Source organism: Anaerolineae bacterium, assembly GCA_011176535.1.
In the GTDB taxonomy this organism is placed as follows: domain Bacteria; phylum Chloroflexota; class Anaerolineae; order Anaerolineales; family DRMV01; genus DUEP01.
The window spans coordinates 1-15,728 of sequence record DUEP01000127.1; the positions used below are offsets into that span (position 1 = coordinate 1).

A 15,728-nucleotide genomic window follows, 5' to 3' on the forward strand; every position below is an offset into this window, starting at 1 on the left:
ATTGGCGCACAGTTGACTTCGGATGAACAGTTGGGCTTTGCCTTCCCGCCGGGGAGCGAGCTGGTGGCGGCGGTGAACGCGGCGCTGGAAAGCATGAAGGCGGATGGCACGCTGCAGGCCCTCAACGAGAAGTGGGGCCTGATCGCCGGAGGGAATTAGTCGCTTGAGAAAGGGGGTCGGTTCAATCCCGACCCCCTTTGGTATGCAACCATGTGGTTCCCTGGGTGTGTGGCTATCCTGAAGGGAAGAGGTGAAGTGCAGATGTCTGAAGCATCCTGGTCGTCTAAGTCGACTTCGGGTTCCATGAATCAACCGCGCACTTCCTGGTGGCGTGAGGTGCCCTGGTGGGTGGTGATGGTGATCGCCACCGGGTTCCTGGTGCTTTACCTCATTCTGGCTTCCCCTAACTATCACGATACCTTCATCTATTTGCGTCAAGGGGTCATCACCACCTTGCGCATCACTTTGTTCGCCTATCTGATCGCGGTGACCTTTGGCTTGCTGTTGGGTTTGGGCCGAACCGCCAAGAATATCGTGGTGTACAACCTGGCCACCCTGTATGTCACCGTGGTGCGGGGCATCCCGATGGTGGTCATTTTGCTCTACATGGCCTTCGGTCTTATCCCTTTGCTGGTGCACGCGCTTAATGGCCTGGGCGAGTGGGGCCTGGCGACCGTGGGCTCGTGGGGCGTCTTTCAGGCCCTGGCGGGTTTGGGCACGCGAGATATCAGCATGGAAATGCGGGCCATCATCGCCTTGGGCCTGGGGTATGCCGCCTATGAGGCCGAGGTGTTCCGCGCCGGGATTCAATCCATCGGCCGCGGGCAGATGGAAGCCGCCCTTTCGCTGGGCATGTCCACCTTCCAGGCCATGCGTTTTGTCATTCTCCCCCAGGCGGTGCGGCGGGTGCTCCCGCCCCTGGGCAACGATTTCGTCGCTCTCCTGAAGGATTCTTCGCTGGCCACCGTGCTGGCCGTGCGCGAGATCACCCAGTTGAGCCGCCTACGCAAGGCCAGCACCTTCCGGGTGTTGGAGACTTACAATGTGGTCACTTTCCTCTATCTTTCCATGACCCTGTTGCTCACGGCGCTGGTACGCTATCTGGAGCGGCGGATGAAGGTCGTGGAATGATCCCCGCCCCGTTTGTTCCCCCCACGCCCTCGAGCACTGCCCCTCTCGGGGGCGTTTTGGTTTGCCGGATTTTTGGGGTTGTCCCCCACTCCGAAAAAAGCCGGCCCACGGAAATTTCCGCGGGCCGGATAGTGCGCTGGGCGGGAGTTGAACCCGCACGCCCTAACGGGCACGTGGCCCTCAACCACGCCTGTCTGCCAGTTCCAGCACCAGCGCACGGTGCACGGCGTATTATAACGGGAACACGGGGGTTGTCAAGGTCTGTTTCCTGCCCAACGAGGGGCTAAGCCTTTTCCCAGGTTTCGCGGATGGCAATGCCCCGCGCGCGCAGGCCGTCGAGCACGCGTTGAGGCGCCACGGCGATCTCTTGCGGCACCGCGCCCGGCTTCACGGTTCCCTGAACCTGCAAAGCCAGCATGGTGGCGCAATGCCATCCCGTCAGCCGCTCCATGGCGCGGAACTCTGTGGCCTCGTCGTATTCGTCGTACACATCCACGATCAGCTTTACCTCGCGCCCGTGTTTTCGCCCGGTGCCGATGACATGAATCAGAGCCAGGTCGCGCACTTCGGGGTCGTACAGTTTGGGTTCCAGCAACGCATGGAACACATCGCGGGGCACCACCGGGGTCCCGTGGACCTCAACGGGGTCCAGTTCGAACAACCCCAGTTCTTTGTACGCCCTGAACCAGGCATAGTGGCCGGGATAGCGCAGGGTTTTGTTGATGTAGGTGCGTACCTTGCCGCGGAAGGTCCAGGGCGCGGTGGACGCGCCGCCGGTGGTGATGAAGGCTTCCAGTTCGCCCAAGGGTGGGATGGTGAGCCGCTCGTAGCCGGTCAGCCCCTCGACCTCGGTCAGTTCGCCGTCGATGAGCAGCACAGTGGTGCCGTAGTATTCGTTGGTCAAGCCGTTGATGTGAAAGAGCAGGCTGTAGTTCCAGGGTGGCCTGGGGTGCTTGGGCAACCCGCCGTCGTAGATGCGCACTTCGTAGGCTTCATCCAGCGTCTCGATGATGTAGGCACTGATGGTGTTGATCAGGCCCGGCCCCATGCCGCAATCGGGGACGATGCTCACGCCGGCCTGACGGGCGGCTTCGTCCAGTTCCAGTTGGCGGAACACCGTTTCGGTGTGACCGCCCATGTCGCACAAATGGGTGCGGGCCTCGATGGCCGCTTGCGTGATGCCCAGGTTGAAGAAGTACGGCACGGCGCTCAAGGCCCCGTCGGCCGGTTCCAGCAGGCGGCGCAGGGCCTCCCCCTCGCGCACATCCACCTGCACCGCACGAGCAACCGGGTGCTGCAGCAGTTGGTTGACCCGCCGAGCGCTCCGTTGAGCGTGTTCTAGGTCGGCGTCGGCCAGTACCACCTCGGCGGCCTGTCCCATCCGCGCCAAATCATAGGCCGCCGCCGTGCCCTGACGACCTGCGCCTAAGACCACATAGCGATACCCGTCGTTCATTCATGGTTTCTTTACATGAAGAAACAGAGTCGGTGAGCGTGAAAGAATTACACCTTTGTCGTGGCGGTTTGGGCCAGATGGCTCACGATTTCTTGCACCGCGGCGCGGATTTGGGCTTCCCCTTCCCCGGTGAGCAGCCCCTTGAGTTCCAGGATGTGTACCGGGTCAAAGGCACTACTCTCCAAAAGGCCGCGCAGTTTCCGCCCGGCGGCCGGCGCCCAACCGAAGACGCCCAGCACCAGCAGCGGCTTGGCGAAATTGGCCTTTTTGATGATCTCGCTCAGCAGAAAAGCGGTGAGTGGGAAGACGTCTGCTTCGTAGGTTTCGGTCCCCAGCACCACGGCTTCGCTATCCACGATATCGCTGAGCATATCGGCCAGGCTCCCGCGTTCCTCGTCCACCATGCGGTGCACCACGGGCGTGTATCCTTGCCGTTGGAATTCGTCCACGAGCACACCGATGCCCCGCTCCACATAACGGTACATGGAGGAGTACAACACGGCAATTTTTCCCGGTTGGGGTTTGCCCACGGCCCAGTTGAGATAGGACTGGATGATGCGTTCCGGCGCTTGACGCCAAAGCAGGCCATGGGCAGGCAGAATCATGGCCGGATGCACCCCGTAAGTATCCCGCAGCGTGGTGAGGTGTTTCACGATTTTGTCGCGGTAAAAGCCGATGACGCTGATGGTGTATTTCCGCGCCGCATCCAGATAAGGCTGTAGGTCGACTTCGTCGTCGAAGATGCCCTCCGGAAGGCCGAAGCTGCCGAAAATGTCGCCGGTCAGCAGGAGGTTTCCCTCGGCCAGATGGGTCACCATGGTTTCTGGCCAGTGCAGCCAGGGCGTGTGATAAAAGGTCAGCGTGTGGCCGCCAAAGGTCAGGCTTTGGCCGCTCTTCACGGCCTGGAAGTCGATCTCGGTCAACCCGTACAGGGCAGCCAGCAGTTTTTTGGTGAAGGGGTGCCCCCACAAGGTGACTTTCCCGTGCAATCGGTCCAGCAAGGCTGGCAGGGAACCGCTGTGGTCGGGCTCCATGTGATGGATGACGATGTGGCGGATGGCCTCCAGAGGCGTCAGCGAGGCCAGGGCCTCCAGAAACGCCTCCTGATAGACGCTTTTCCACCCGTCAAAGAGCACGGCGCCTTCAGGGGTTTTCAGCAGGTAGGCGTTGTAGGTCACGCCTTCGGGAATCTCCCACAGGGCCTCGAAATAGGCTGTGCGCGTGTCGGCCACGCGCAATAAGTACAGGTTAGGATGAATTTCCCGCACCGTAGTCTGGGACATGCTCACCTCCTCCGTGTTGATGCCTGGTTAATGTACCATATTTTTGTTCGCCGGCCAAGGGGAAACCGGAAGCAGGTAGCCCACCGCATTGCACGCCCTAGCAGGGCATGTTAGAATACACATGTATCCTGATGGCAATTCATGGAGGCTTCGTCTATGCATGAGATGGTGCCGGTGGTGGTGGATAGCATCCGCGTGAGCCTGGTCTCGCCGCAGCGGGTGGTGCTTCTGCGCGAGAAGGATGCGAACCGTTATTTGCCTATTTGGATTGGCCCTTTCGAGGCCGAGGCCATCCAGATCGCTTTGCAAGAGGTCGAGGTGGCCCGTCCGTTGACCCACGATTTGCTCAATCAGGTCTTTAAGGCCCTCGGTGCCCGGGTGCTGCGGGTGGAGGTCGTAGACCTGAAAGAGAATGTGTTCTACGGCAACATTGTGGCCGAAATCGAAGGCCGCGAGGTGAACATTGACGCCCGGCCTTCCGACGCCATTGCCCTGGCCGTACGGGCCCATGTGCCGATTTTTGTCGCCCGGCATGTGCTGGATGCCGCGGGCGTGGTGCCGGAAGAGGATGTGGAAGAGGAAAGCCCAGCCGGTGAGGGAAAACCGACCGCCCCTGGCCCCTCTCGGGGCGCCGAGACCGGCGCGACTGCAGCCGGTGAGGGGGAGGACCGGCTTTCGGTGTTTGAGGATTTCTTGGAGAAACTGGATCTGGATACTTTGGACAGTGAAACGAACGAAGAAGACGAAGGCGAGGATTAGGCGTACCCCATGAGTGAGCCCTATCCGCTGAGCGAGGCCCCTGGCGAAGTGTTGCGGCCTCATGATGCCGATGCCGAAGCCGCCGTGCTGGGGGCGGTGCTCATCAACCCGGAAACGTATTTCGAGGTCGCACAGATCTTACGGGCGGAGGATTTCTTCATCCTCCGCCATCGTTGGATTTGGGAGGTCATTGCCCGCCTGCACGAGCAGCGCAAGCCGGTGGATTTGCTCACCGTGGCCGAGGAGTTGGAGCGGGTAGGACACCTGAGCGATGTGGGCGGCTCGGCCTATCTGGCGGCCCTGGCCTCCAAAGTGCCATCCTCCCTGCACGCCGAGGCCTACGCCCGGCTGGTAGAGGAGGCGGCGGTGCGTCGCCGCCTGTTGGAGGCGGCGGAAAAAATTGCCCAGTTGGTCCACCAGCGCCACATGGAGGTCAACGACCTGCTCGATGAGGCCGAAAAGGCCCTGTTTGGCGTCAGCGAACGGCGTTTGACCCGGGGGGTGGAGCCCATCCGCCATGTGTTGGAGGAATACTACGAGCGCACGGTGGACCTGGCCCAGCGCGAGGAGGGCATCCTGGGCGTCCCCACGGGCTTTACCGACCTGGACAAGTTGCTGGCGGGTTTGCAACCCTCGGATCTCATCATCGTCGCTGGCCGTCCGGGTATGGGGAAGACCGGCTTCCTGCTCTCGGTGGCGAAGAACGCGGCGCAAAAGTATCGCAAACATGTGGCCGTCTTTTCCCTGGAAATGTCCAACGAGCAGTTGGTGCAGCGCCTCATCGCCCAGGAAACGGGCATCGATTCCCAGCGCCTGCGCACAGGCAAACTGAGCGAAAACGAATGGCCCCTTTTCGCCCATGCCGTTGAAGTGCTCAGCGATACGGTCATTTTCCTGGATGACACGCCGGCCATTACCCCCTTGCAGTTGCGCACCAAGTGCCGCCGCCTGCACATGGAATACGGCCTGGACCTCATTCTGGTGGATTATCTGCAGTTGATGACCGCCGGGATCCGGATGGAAAACCGGGTCCAGGAGGTGTCTTACATCTCCCGGAACCTGAAGGTGCTGGCCCGCGAACTCGATGTGCCGGTCATGGCCGCGGCGCAGTTGTCCCGCGCGGTAGAGCAGCGGGCCGATAAACGTCCCATGCTTTCGGATTTGCGCGAATCGGGTTCGTTGGAGCAGGATGCCGATGTGGTGATGTTCCTTTACCGGGAAGAGGTGTACAACCAAGATACCGTGAACCAGGGGTTGGCCGAGGTCCTTGTGGCCAAGCACCGCAACGGCCCGGTGGGCAAGGTGGAACTGGTCTTCTTGAAGAATCTGGCCAAGTTCGAGGATGCCGAAACCCGTTATGTGGATTTGAGTGAGTTGTCGTAAATGCATCCCGCTGAGGAGAAGCCGACCTTCGAGGGTTTCCCTGCGGGGCGGGTGCCTCTGGTCCCCGTTCCGGTGCAGTTTTTTACCCAACTGTTGCCGGCAATCGACCATCTGGCCGAACTCAAAGTGGTGCTCTACGCTTTCTGGCGTTTGACCCAGCAGGAAGGGGTGTTTCGCTACCTGCGGCGGGGCGATTTTTTGGCCGATGAACGCTTTGTGGCCGGGCTGGCGGCGACGCGGGAGCAGGCCGAAGATGTGCTGGACGAGGCTCTGGAGCGGGCGGTGGCGCGGGGCGTGCTGCTGGTGGCGAGGGTTTCGTTGCGGGAGGGGGAGGAGCCGTTGTACTTCCTCAACACGCCCAAGGGACGCGCCGCCGTCGAGGCAGTGCGCCGGGGGGATTGGCGCCCCAGCAGGGATGACGAGCGCCCGGTGCAGATTTACCTAGAGCGGCTCAACATCTTCCGCCTTTACGAGGAGAACATCGGCCCGCTGACGCCCTTGCTGGCCGAGCGCCTGGCCGAGGCCGAGCAGGAGTACCCCCTCGATTGGATCGAAGAAGCCTTTCGCATTGCGGCGGCCAACAATGTCCGCCGCTGGCGGTATGTGGAAGCCATTTTGGAAGCCTGGAAAACCGAGGGACGCCATGACCGAACCGTTGGAGGAGATTCTGAAAAGGATCGTCGACGCTACCGGGAAGGCCCGTTCGCCGAATTCTTCGAGTGAGCCCGGCGGCGAGGCGCCTCCCCGAAGCGATATGCCTGGCGATCCCAACTGCCCTGTCTGCCATGGCCTGGGCTACATCCGGCACGATGTGCCCCCGGGGCATCCCGACTTCGGGCGTCTGTTCCCGTGCACTTGTCGGCGGGGTACAATCGAGGGGCACATCAAACAGCGCCTGTTTGCCATGTCCAACCTGGACGAGTTGCGCCATCTCACCTTTGAGACTTTCGAGCCGCGGGGGCGCATTGGTATTGGCCCTTTGCAGGCGGCTTCCATCGAACAGGCGTACAACCTGGCGCGACAGTTTGCTCAAAAGCCCCAGGGCTGGCTCCTCCTCCAGGGGGGATACGGTTGTGGCAAAACCCATCTGGCCGCTGCCATCGCCAACTTTTGCGTCGAGGCAGGACTCCCCACCCTCTTTCTCACCGTGCCCGATTTGTTGGACTTCCTCCGCTACGCGTACAGCGATCCGGAATCCACTTATGAAGAGCGCTTTGAGGAGATTCGGCGTATTCCCCTGCTCATCCTGGACGATTTCGGCACGCAAAGCGCCACCCCCTGGGCCCAGGAGAAACTGTTCCAGATTTTGAATTTCCGCTACATCAACCGGCTGCCCACGGTGATCACCACGAACCTCTTGTTGAGCGAAATCGAACCCCGGATCCGTTCCCGGCTTCAGGATCCGGAACTGGTCACCCAGGTTCACATCCAGGCCCCTGATTATCGGCGTCCGGTGGACGATACCGGACACCCGGAACTTTCCTCCCTGAGCCTGATGAGCAAGTACACCTTTGGGAACTTCAGCTTGCGGGAAGACGAAAACCTGCCCCGTGAGGATGTGGAGAGTCTGCGCAAGGCGTTTATGGCGGCCCAGGAGTTTGCTGAAGACCCGCGGGGCTGGCTGGTGTTCACCGGCCCTTACGGCTGCGGCAAAACGCACCTGGCCGCCGCCATCGCCAATTATCGCGCCGGTTTGGGCCATCCGCCGTTGTTCATCATGGTGCCCGATTTGCTGGACCATTTGCGGGCGACCTTCAACCCCAACAGCAGCGTGACTTACGACCGTCGTTTCGAGGAAATCCGCACGGCGCCTTTGCTGATTTTGGACGATTTGGGGACCCAGGCCACCACGCCCTGGGCCAGAGAAAAGTTGTACCAGTTGTTCAACTACCGCTATCACGCCGAATTGCCTACGGTGATCACCACCGCCGTTCCGCTGGAGCAACTGGATGAGCGGCTCCGGTCGCGGATGCTGGATACGCGGCTGTGTCGGTTGTTTGCCATTACCGCGCCGTCCTATCACGCGGTGCCCCGGCACAAGCGTCGTCGGGGGCGGTGAGCCCAGCCCCTGACGGCCATCCGTCAGGGGCTGTTAAATCCCGCAAGCCCCGCCTTCTCAGGCGGGGCTGCGTTTCTCGGAGAGGTGCCACGGGGGCGACGGCTTAGTTCAGCCGGGCGTGGCCCCGGGTCGCGGCCAAAAGGCTCTCCAGTTCGGCCACCCGCTTGAGGGCGGCTTTTTGTGCTTTGCCGGTGGCCTGCGCAGCCTCGGCTTTGGCCCGTTCCAAGGCCTCCTGCAGCGCAATGGCCATCGGGGTGAGGTCGGTCTCGCCCACGGGCGCTTCCTCTTTCTTGTGGCCGTTGCTGGACCTGGCCCCTTTGCGGGCCTTGGGTTTGGCCGCTTCTTTCTTTTCCTCTTCTTTCAACTCCCGCAGGATTTCCTCGGGTTTGGGGAGCAAGGCCTTGATGCTCAACTTGATCTGCTTGCGCCGCCGGTTGACGGCGATTACCTTGGCCTCCACTTCCTGTCCCTCGGTGACCACCTCGCTGGGGTGGCGCACATACTCGTGGCTCAGTTCGCTGATGTGGACGAAACCGGGAACCTCGGCGCCGATGTTCACATACACACCCACCTTGTCAATGCGCTCCACTTTCCCCTTCACCACCATGCCTTTTTTGATTTCCCGCCATTCCAGATCCAGAGGTTTGATCATGGTCAGTTCGATAATGCCTTTGGGGTTGATGCGGCGCACCCAGACCTCCACTTCCTGGCCCACTTGCACCACATCTTCCACCCGCTTGACGGGTTCGGGGGATAACTGGGAAATGTGCACGACGGCAGGGCGGCGCAAGCCGATGTTCACAATGGCACCCGCCGTGGTGGTATGGATGATTTTGCCCACAAAATGCTGTTTCCGCTGAACCTCTACCTCAGGTTCCTGGACGCGCTCCGGGGCCGTAAGCACTTGGGTTTCCATGGCAACACTCTCCTTGGGGAATTCAGGGTTTCTCGAATAAACAATGGATCAGCCGGTACAATTCTACCAAAAAATAGGGCATTTGGATGCCCTTTGTGCGCGATTTTTCACAAATAGAAAGCGCCAAAAAGGACGGCGCTCCGCGGAGCGCCGTCCACAGTCGGGGCGGGCGGATTTGAACCGCCGACCTCTTCAACCCCATTGAAGCGCGCTAGCCGGGCTGCGCCACGCCCCGACAGGCGGCGCTGATTATAGTCCAATCGGCGGGATTTGACAAGGCTCTTGGGGCAATTCGGCGGCGTTCAGCCCTCGCCTGACGTGGCTCTGGGTGGGGGAAGGCCCCGCTGGCTCAGGTAATCCACTACTTGGGCCAATACCTCCTCGGGCGTGAGATGGTCGGTTTGAACCACGAAATCGGCGTGGGCGCGTGCGTGGCGCAGGCGGTGCTGTTGTTCGGCAAACTCTGCTTCGCTCCACGGCATGGGCCGACGGGCCAGGGAGACGGGAAAACTGACCTCGAGGTAGATCAGCACATCGGGGCGGCTGATGCGTTGCCACATATCCGGTACATGCGAGTGTTCCTGGGCAATGTGGCGCACCCGGTAGCCCAAAGCCTTCAGGCGACGGGCCAAGGTGCTCTTCCCCGCGGCGCAGGGGCCGACCAGGCCGATGGTCACCCCGAGGCGAGCGTCTTAGAAGTCATAGGGCATCTCCAGGGGGACTTTTCCTCACAAGTTGCCTGCCGAGCGTTTTTGAATCCTTGAGGGTGATTCCCGACTCCTCCATGCTGCGCTGGGGAGGAGGAGCGGTGATTTTGGAAAGGGCTACCGCCGCAGGTCAAAGCGGAAGGCGTGCGCTCATCCGGCGGATGCCGTGCGGGTCGGTTTCGCGGGCAATGTGCAACACGACCACGCTGATGTCATCCACGGGCCGGCCCTGGTCCAGGCGCAAGGCTTCGGCCAGTAGGGCATCGGCGACCTGTTGGGCGTCGACGCTTTCGGCGTCTTCCAGCCAGGCTTGAAGCAGTTGGAGGAGGTCCAGCCGCTGGCCCGTGCGGGTGCCGGCATGCACCAGCCCATCGGTATACATGACCACGGTGAGCCCTACTTCCAACGGCAACTCGCTGACCACGGGGCGGGTATTGCGCTGCAGGCCAATAGGCTGGCTCATGTCGTCCAGGGTGCGCAACGCTTCGCCGAGGTAGAGCACCACGGGGGCGGGGTTGTTCCGGGTGATCACCAGCGTCTGGGTCTGCAGGTCCACCGAGAGGATGTTCAGGGTGGCCTGAACCCGGCCCTGGCGCTCGGTGAAAAGGTAGTCGGAGGCCGCCCTGGCCGCTGCCCCGTCACGCACCCCTTCGGCCAGCAAACTGACCACCTTGCGCACCACCATGTTGGCGATGCGTTTGGCGCCTAGCCCCGAGGTTTGCCCGTCGGCCAGCACCACGGACAGGCCGCCGTTGGGGCGCTCGACGATTTCCAGCGTGTCGCCGCTTTCGGAGGTGGCGTATTTCCGTACCTTGGCGACCCCGATGCGAATTTCCATGCTTCTGCTCCCGGGTGAGGGATCTTTTCTCAATTTTACCGTAAACCGCAGGGTTTTGTGGGAGATTTCGCGACCCCGGATAGACGCTGGGCGGGGAGTGCGATATACTTTGCCCGTTGGAGGGCTTATGGAGTTTGAACAACTGTTGGCCCAATTACCCGAATCATACACCCAGGCCGATCGTGAACTGGTGGAGCGGGCCTATCGGGTGGCAGTGAAGGCCCATGAGGGCCAGAAAAGGGCCTCGGGGGAGCCATACATCAACCACTGCATGTCCGTGGCTGCGATCCTGGCCGACTTGCGCATGCCGGCGGTGGTGGTGGCCGCTGGCCTGTTGCACGATACCGTGGAAGACACCGAGATCACCCTGGACGACCTGCGGCGCGACTTTGGAAACGAAATCGCTGCCCTGGTGGACGGGGTGACCAAGTTGACCTCGTTGCCTCATGTCTCGCGGGTGGGCAAGGCCCGGGACAGCGATAACGGCGCCGAAGGCGAGCGGGGCCCGGTGGGGGAGGAGGCCACCGCCCCGCCCGAACTCGAGGGGGACGATGGAGATGGCGAGGGCCGGGTTCCGGTGATGCTAGGGCGCCCCAGGGCGCGAAAGCGTCAGGTGCTGGCCTATGAAACGTTGCGCAAAACGCTGCTGGCCATGGGCGAGGATGTGCGCGTGGTGATCATCAAACTGGCCGACCGACTCCACAACATGCGCACGCTGGGCTATCTTCCCGAAGCCAAGCGGCGGCGAATCGCTCAGGAGACTTTGGATGTCTTTGCCCCCCTGGCCAATCGTCTGGGCATCTGGCAGATCAAATGGCAGTTGGAGGACCTGGCCTTTCGTTATGTAGCCCCGGACATTTACAAAGATATTGCCGAGAAGTTGGAGGAACGCCGCACCGAGCGCGAGCAACAGTTGGCGGAAATCACCGCGCGGGTACGCAAATTGCTGGAAAGCGCCGGAATCGAGGCCCAGGTGTACGGTCGGCCCAAGCACATCTACTCCATCTATCGCAAAATGCAGCGCAAAGGGGTGCCTTTCAAGGCCATCAATGACATTCGGGGCATCCGGGTCATTGTGGACGAGGTGGGGCAATGTTATCAGGTGCTGGGCATCATTCATACCCATTGGCGTCCCATACCGGGCGAGTTTGACGATTACATCGCCAATCCGAAAGAGAACTTCTATCAGTCGCTGCACACCACGGTGATTTACGACGATGGCCAGCCCCTGGAGGTGCAGATCCGCACCCATGAGATGCATCAACACGCGGAGTACGGTATCGCGGCCCATTGGCGGTACAAGGAGGGGGTGCCGTACGACCCGGATTTCGAGGCCAAAGTTCAATGGCTGCGCCAGTTGATGGAATGGCAGCAGGATGTGGAAGACGCCTTCGAGTTCATGGAAGGCATGCGCAGCGATGTTTTCACCGACCGGGTCTATGTGTTCACGCCCAAGGGCGACATCATCGACCTCCCGGCCGGATCCACCCCTATCGATTTCGCTTACCACATCCACACGGAAATCGGGCACCGTTGCCGGGGCGCGCGGGTCAACGGCAAACTGGTGCCCTTGAGCACCCCCCTGAAGAATGGGGATGTGGTGGAGATCATCACCGCCAAGCGAGGCGGCCCTAGCCGCGATTGGTTGAATCCCAGCCTCGGGCTGGTCAAGACCCAGCGGGCGCGGAGCAAAATCCGCCGCTGGTTCCGCCAGCAGGCGCGGGAGCAAAACCTGGCCCACGGACGGGCGTTGCTGGAGAAAGAACTCAAGCGCCTAGCGTTGGAGCAGGTCAATCTGGAGCGGCTGGCTCGGGACCTTGGTTACGCTCAGGTGGACGACCTTTTCGTGGCCGTGGGCACCGGAGACCTCCCGGTTTCGCGCATCGTCAGCCGCCTGTCGGAGATCGAACCGGAGCAAACGGAGTTACCGGCGCCTTCACCGCAAGAGGTGGAAGCCCAGGGCGAGGTGGCCGTGATGGGGGTGCGGGGGGTGCACACCCACCTGGCCCAATGTTGCAACCCCGCGCCGGGCGATCCGATTGTGGGCTATGTGACCCGGGGGCGGGGCGTCACCATTCATCGCCAGGATTGCCCGAACATCCTCTCGGTCAAGGAAAAGGAGCGCCTGATCCAGGTCACCTGGGGGCATCCGGTGGCGCTGTACCCGGTGCCCATTGTGGTGCGCGCGGTGGATCGGGAAGGCCTGATGAAGGATATTTCCATCATCATCGCCGATGAAGGGCTGAGCATTCAGAATGTGCGCATCAATTTTGAATCGGATGGGCTGGTGGTGGTCGAGTTAGTGATCGGCGTCAAAGACATTGCGCAACTCAGTCATGTCTTGAACCGTATCGAGAATCTGCCGAATGTGCTCAGCGCATATCGTAAGCGCACGACCTGAGGTCTGCGCATCCAGGCCAGGAGACATCCAGACATCGTTATGGAGGCGACATGGTAAAGAACAAATGGTGGATGGTAGGCGGTTTGTTGCTCATGGTCGTAGTGGGCGCGGCGCTCGTATGGAATTACCGCTCTTCCGCCGCAGGGCATTGGGGCCCGCCGCAAAACTTGCTGCAGGACCGTACGACCGAGGGATACCCCGCCCTGGGAGACCCTCAGGCTCCGCTGGAACTGTTCCTCTATGAGGATTTCGCTTCGCCCAAGAGCAAGCGGTTGCATGACGAGACCGAACCGCAACTTTTGGAGCATTATGTGGCCCGCAACCTGGTGCGTTTGATCAGCGTGCCCATTGCCGCGGTGGGCAGCGACTCCTACCGGGCGATGGCGGCTGCCCTGTGCATGGCCGATTTCGAAAAATATTGGGTGTATCGCGATGTGCTTTACGCCTATCAGGGAAAGCGTCCCTTTACCCGCGAAAACCTGGCCGCCCTGGCTACCAAGGTGGGCGTCTCCAAGGAGCGGTTTTACTCCTGCTACGATTTGAAACGGCATGCCGATGAGATCAGCCGCTGGAACGAAGAGGCCAAAGCCATAGGGGTTCAGGGCGCCCCCACCTACGAAATTCCGGGGAAGGGCCTGATCCCCGGGTTCCGCCCCTTGGATGATGCCGAAATGCCCGGCATCCGCCAGGTTTTGGACTACGCTCTCCTGGAGGTCATGGCAAAATGAAGTCCCAAACCTATTGGTTTTCCTCCTTGGTTCTGGCTTTCCTGGGCGTTTTGGACACTGCTTACCTTACCTGGTTGAAGTTGACCCGCAACGAGGCCTTTTGCCTCGGCGGCATTGGCGATTGCGCCAAGGTCAACTCCAGCCCCTACAGCGAATTCATGGGCGTGCCCATTGCCCTGTTTGGGTTGTTGACCTACCTGACCCTCCTGGTCCTTTTGGGGTGGGTGGAACCCCGGGGCGGAGACTGGGCGCAGTGGGCGCGGTACGGGGTATTTGGCTTGACCTTTTTCGGCACCCTGTATTCCGCCTATCTCACCTATCTGGAACTGGCCGTGATCCACGCGGTGTGCCCCTTCTGTGTGTTATCGGCTTTACTCTTGCTTTTTTTGCTCATTTTGGCTATCATTCGCCTGCTGTCGGTACCGCAAGAGTGAGGCTGCGGAGTTCGCAACCCTTTCAGGAGGGCATCTATGCCGCGCATTCGTTGCCATTTCGAGGATTGTATTTTCCTTGACGATGGATACTGTACCGCTGCCGAGGTGGAGATCGACCCGGACCAGGGATGTCTGACTTACCGTCCGGCCTCCGAGGTCCTGGGCGAGGAATGGGAGGAGGAAGACATCTTGGCCGAGGAAGATTTGCTGGACGAAGAGGACTTCCTGGACGAGGACGAAGACTTTTGGGACGACGATGAGTTGTGATGGAGGCTGTTCGACTTGCGGGCCGTGTAATGCGGCCCGTTGTGTTTCTTGTAGGTGAGCGATGCGTTTGAGCCAACACTTCGGGCATTCGTCCCGGCAGGTGCATGAGGTGCCGGAGACGCACGGCGCGTATGCCTTGCTGCGGGCAGGGTACGCCGCCTGGGAGTCAGGTGGGGGCCGCTGGGCGTTATGGCCTTTGGGAGAGCGGCTGGCCCAACGAGTTTTCGCTGCCTGGCAGCGCGCGCTGGCATCCGCAGGGAGCATTGTGGCCCCTGGCGGGGAGGCGGATTTTTGGCGGTTGGCCGGACTTTGGGGCGCACCCGCCCGCCCCAGGCTGCCGCGGCCCTGGGCGCGCTGGCTGGCCCTGCAGGTGATGTCTTACCGGCACCTGCCGCGAACCCTGGCGAGCCAGGGGGCGTCTGCCTGGTGGGCGCTCCGGCTGGCTGCCGAAGCAGAGCCCGCCCCTTGGATGGCTATGGAGGATTTCTGGCGGGCCATAGGCCTCGGGGAGGTGATGCGGCTGGCCGCGGCCGAGGACACGCAGGTGTGGGCCTGGCCGCACCCTCAAGGGGAGGCGGAGGCGCTGACCTGCGCCTGCGGGTATGCGGCGTTGCAACCCTGGGCGACCCGGGCCAAAGCGCCGGCGCCGCCCGAAGAGCCGCAAGCCCTGCGGGCTGTGTCGACGCCAGGGGCCAACACCATCCGGACCTTGGCCGCGCAATTGGGCATTCCCCCCTCGCGGACGGCCAAGGCGGTCTTTTTGACCGATGAAGCCCATGGCGCGTTGATTTTCGCCGTGGTGCGGGGCGACATGGAGGTCAGCCTGCCCAAAGTGCAAATCGCGCTGGGAACTGGCCCGCTGCGCCCGGCCACCGAAGCAGAGATTCGCGCCGTGGGGGCCGAGCCGGGGTACGCTTCGCCCATCGGCGTGCAAGGGGCCCGGGTGGTCGTGGATACCCTTATCCCACGTTCGCCCAACCTGGTCGCCGGGGCCAATCGGCCCGATACGCATTTCGTCGGAGTGAACTACGGGCGGGACTTTCAGGCGGAAGTGGTGGCCGACATCGTGGCGGCTCAGCCCGGTGATCCTTGCCCCCGATGTGGCCGTGCGTTGTCTCGGCAGAGCGTGCTGCCGCTGGCCCAGGGGGCGGCCCTGCGGCCGGATGAGCAAGTGGCGTTCCGGACCCCAGAGGGCAAAACGGCTCCCGTGTTTTGGTCTCCTCTGCGGGTGGACCCCTGGCATGTGCTCGTTGCCCTGGCCGCCGTACATCGTGACGCCCAGGGCTTGCGCTGGCCGGTGTCTCTGGCCCCCTATCTGGTGCATCTGGTCGCTTTGCGTGGAGGCGAAGAAGCGGCCGAGGCCTTG

At 61.7% G+C, this 15,728-nt stretch carries 16 protein-coding genes, 2 tRNA genes and 1 pseudogene; 12 read left to right on the forward strand and 7 right to left on the reverse strand.

Annotated features, from left to right (window positions below; translation table 11 throughout):
- Together G4O04_10910 and G4O04_10915 are read left to right on the forward strand one after the other, a co-directional pair.
- The coding region (locus tag G4O04_10910; GenBank protein HEY59020.1) for a transporter substrate-binding domain-containing protein at positions 1-159 on the forward strand (159 nt) is incomplete at its 5' end.
- A gap of 144 nt (positions 160-303) precedes the next feature.
- Complete coding sequence (locus G4O04_10915) at positions 304-1,131, forward strand: amino acid ABC transporter permease (GenBank protein HEY59021.1); 828 nt, start codon at positions 304-306, stop codon at positions 1,129-1,131.
- Between the two features lie 132 nt (positions 1,132-1,263).
- Here the strand turns inward: G4O04_10915 and G4O04_10920 are convergent.
- The 3 genes from G4O04_10920 to G4O04_10930 all read right to left on the reverse strand — a co-directional run bounded on the left by G4O04_10920 (position 1,264) and on the right by G4O04_10930 (position 3,870).
- Positions 1,264-1,347, reverse strand: a tRNA-Leu gene (locus tag G4O04_10920).
- 67 nt (positions 1,348-1,414) lie between these two features.
- Positions 1,415-2,587, reverse strand: a complete 1,173-nt coding sequence (locus tag G4O04_10925) for a hypothetical protein (protein ID HEY59022.1) — start codon at positions 2,585-2,587, stop codon at positions 1,415-1,417.
- 47 nt (positions 2,588-2,634) lie between these two features.
- On the reverse strand, positions 2,635-3,870 hold the full coding sequence (locus G4O04_10930) for an FprA family A-type flavoprotein (GenBank protein ID HEY59023.1): 1,236 nt from the start codon (positions 3,868-3,870) through the stop codon (positions 2,635-2,637).
- A 165-nt stretch (positions 3,871-4,035) separates the two neighbouring features.
- Here G4O04_10930 and G4O04_10935 point away from each other — a divergent pair, with 165 nt between their 5' ends.
- The 5 genes and pseudogenes from G4O04_10935 (at position 4,036) to G4O04_10955 (ending at position 8,071) form a co-directional block, all read left to right on the forward strand.
- Positions 4,036-4,629 carry a bifunctional nuclease family protein gene (locus tag G4O04_10935; protein HEY59024.1) on the forward strand — a complete coding sequence of 198 codons (594 nt, stop codon included), beginning with the start codon at positions 4,036-4,038 and terminating at the stop codon, positions 4,627-4,629.
- Positions 4,630-4,638: 9 nt separating this feature from the next.
- Positions 4,639-6,012, forward strand: coding sequence for a replicative DNA helicase (gene dnaB / locus G4O04_10940; GenBank protein HEY59025.1), 1,374 nt, complete (start codon positions 4,639-4,641; stop codon positions 6,010-6,012).
- Entirely contained in the window at positions 6,013-6,735 is a 723-nt protein-coding gene (locus tag G4O04_10945) for a DnaD domain protein (GenBank protein HEY59026.1), read from the forward strand.
- Between the two features lie 31 nt (positions 6,736-6,766).
- Positions 6,767-7,459 (forward strand): annotated as a pseudogene (locus tag G4O04_10950) (ATP-binding protein).
- A 48-nt stretch (positions 7,460-7,507) separates the two neighbouring features.
- Positions 7,508-8,071 carry an ATP-binding protein gene (locus tag G4O04_10955; GenBank protein HEY59027.1) on the forward strand — a complete coding sequence of 188 codons (564 nt, stop codon included), beginning with the start codon at positions 7,508-7,510 and terminating at the stop codon, positions 8,069-8,071.
- 103 nt (positions 8,072-8,174) lie between these two features.
- Here the strand turns inward: G4O04_10955 and G4O04_10960 are convergent, their stop codons facing one another.
- From G4O04_10960 to G4O04_10975, 4 genes are all read right to left on the reverse strand, one after another.
- A complete protein-coding gene (locus tag G4O04_10960; GenBank protein ID HEY59028.1) occupies positions 8,175-8,987 on the reverse strand; it encodes a S1 RNA-binding domain-containing protein in 813 nt (270 codons plus the stop codon).
- Positions 8,988-9,147: 160 nt separating this feature from the next.
- A tRNA-Pro gene (locus tag G4O04_10965) sits at positions 9,148-9,222 on the reverse strand.
- 67 nt (positions 9,223-9,289) lie between these two features.
- Complete coding sequence (locus tag G4O04_10970) at positions 9,290-9,619, reverse strand: hypothetical protein (protein ID HEY59029.1); 330 nt, start codon at positions 9,617-9,619, stop codon at positions 9,290-9,292.
- A 205-nt stretch (positions 9,620-9,824) separates the two neighbouring features.
- Complete coding sequence (locus G4O04_10975) at positions 9,825-10,532, reverse strand: SpoIIE family protein phosphatase (GenBank protein HEY59030.1); 708 nt, start codon at positions 10,530-10,532, stop codon at positions 9,825-9,827.
- Between the two features lie 127 nt (positions 10,533-10,659).
- Between G4O04_10975 and G4O04_10980 the strand changes: the two genes are divergently transcribed.
- The 5 genes from G4O04_10980 to G4O04_11000 all read left to right on the forward strand — a co-directional run.
- Entirely contained in the window at positions 10,660-12,933 is a 2,274-nt protein-coding gene (locus G4O04_10980) for a bifunctional (p)ppGpp synthetase/guanosine-3',5'-bis(diphosphate) 3'-pyrophosphohydrolase (protein ID HEY59031.1), read from the forward strand.
- Between the two features lie 50 nt (positions 12,934-12,983).
- Positions 12,984-13,661, forward strand: coding sequence for a thioredoxin domain-containing protein (locus G4O04_10985; protein ID HEY59032.1), 678 nt, complete (start codon positions 12,984-12,986; stop codon positions 13,659-13,661).
- A complete protein-coding gene (locus tag G4O04_10990) occupies positions 13,658-14,095 on the forward strand; it encodes a vitamin K epoxide reductase family protein (protein ID HEY59033.1) in 438 nt (145 codons plus the stop codon). The genes G4O04_10985 and G4O04_10990 overlap by 4 nt, the downstream gene beginning before the upstream one ends.
- Before the next feature lie 36 nt (positions 14,096-14,131).
- Complete coding sequence (locus tag G4O04_10995; GenBank protein HEY59034.1) at positions 14,132-14,362, forward strand: hypothetical protein; 231 nt, start codon at positions 14,132-14,134, stop codon at positions 14,360-14,362.
- 61 nt (positions 14,363-14,423) lie between these two features.
- Positions 14,424-15,728: hypothetical protein (locus G4O04_11000; GenBank protein ID HEY59035.1), on the forward strand; the 1,305-nt coding region annotated here is incomplete at its 3' end.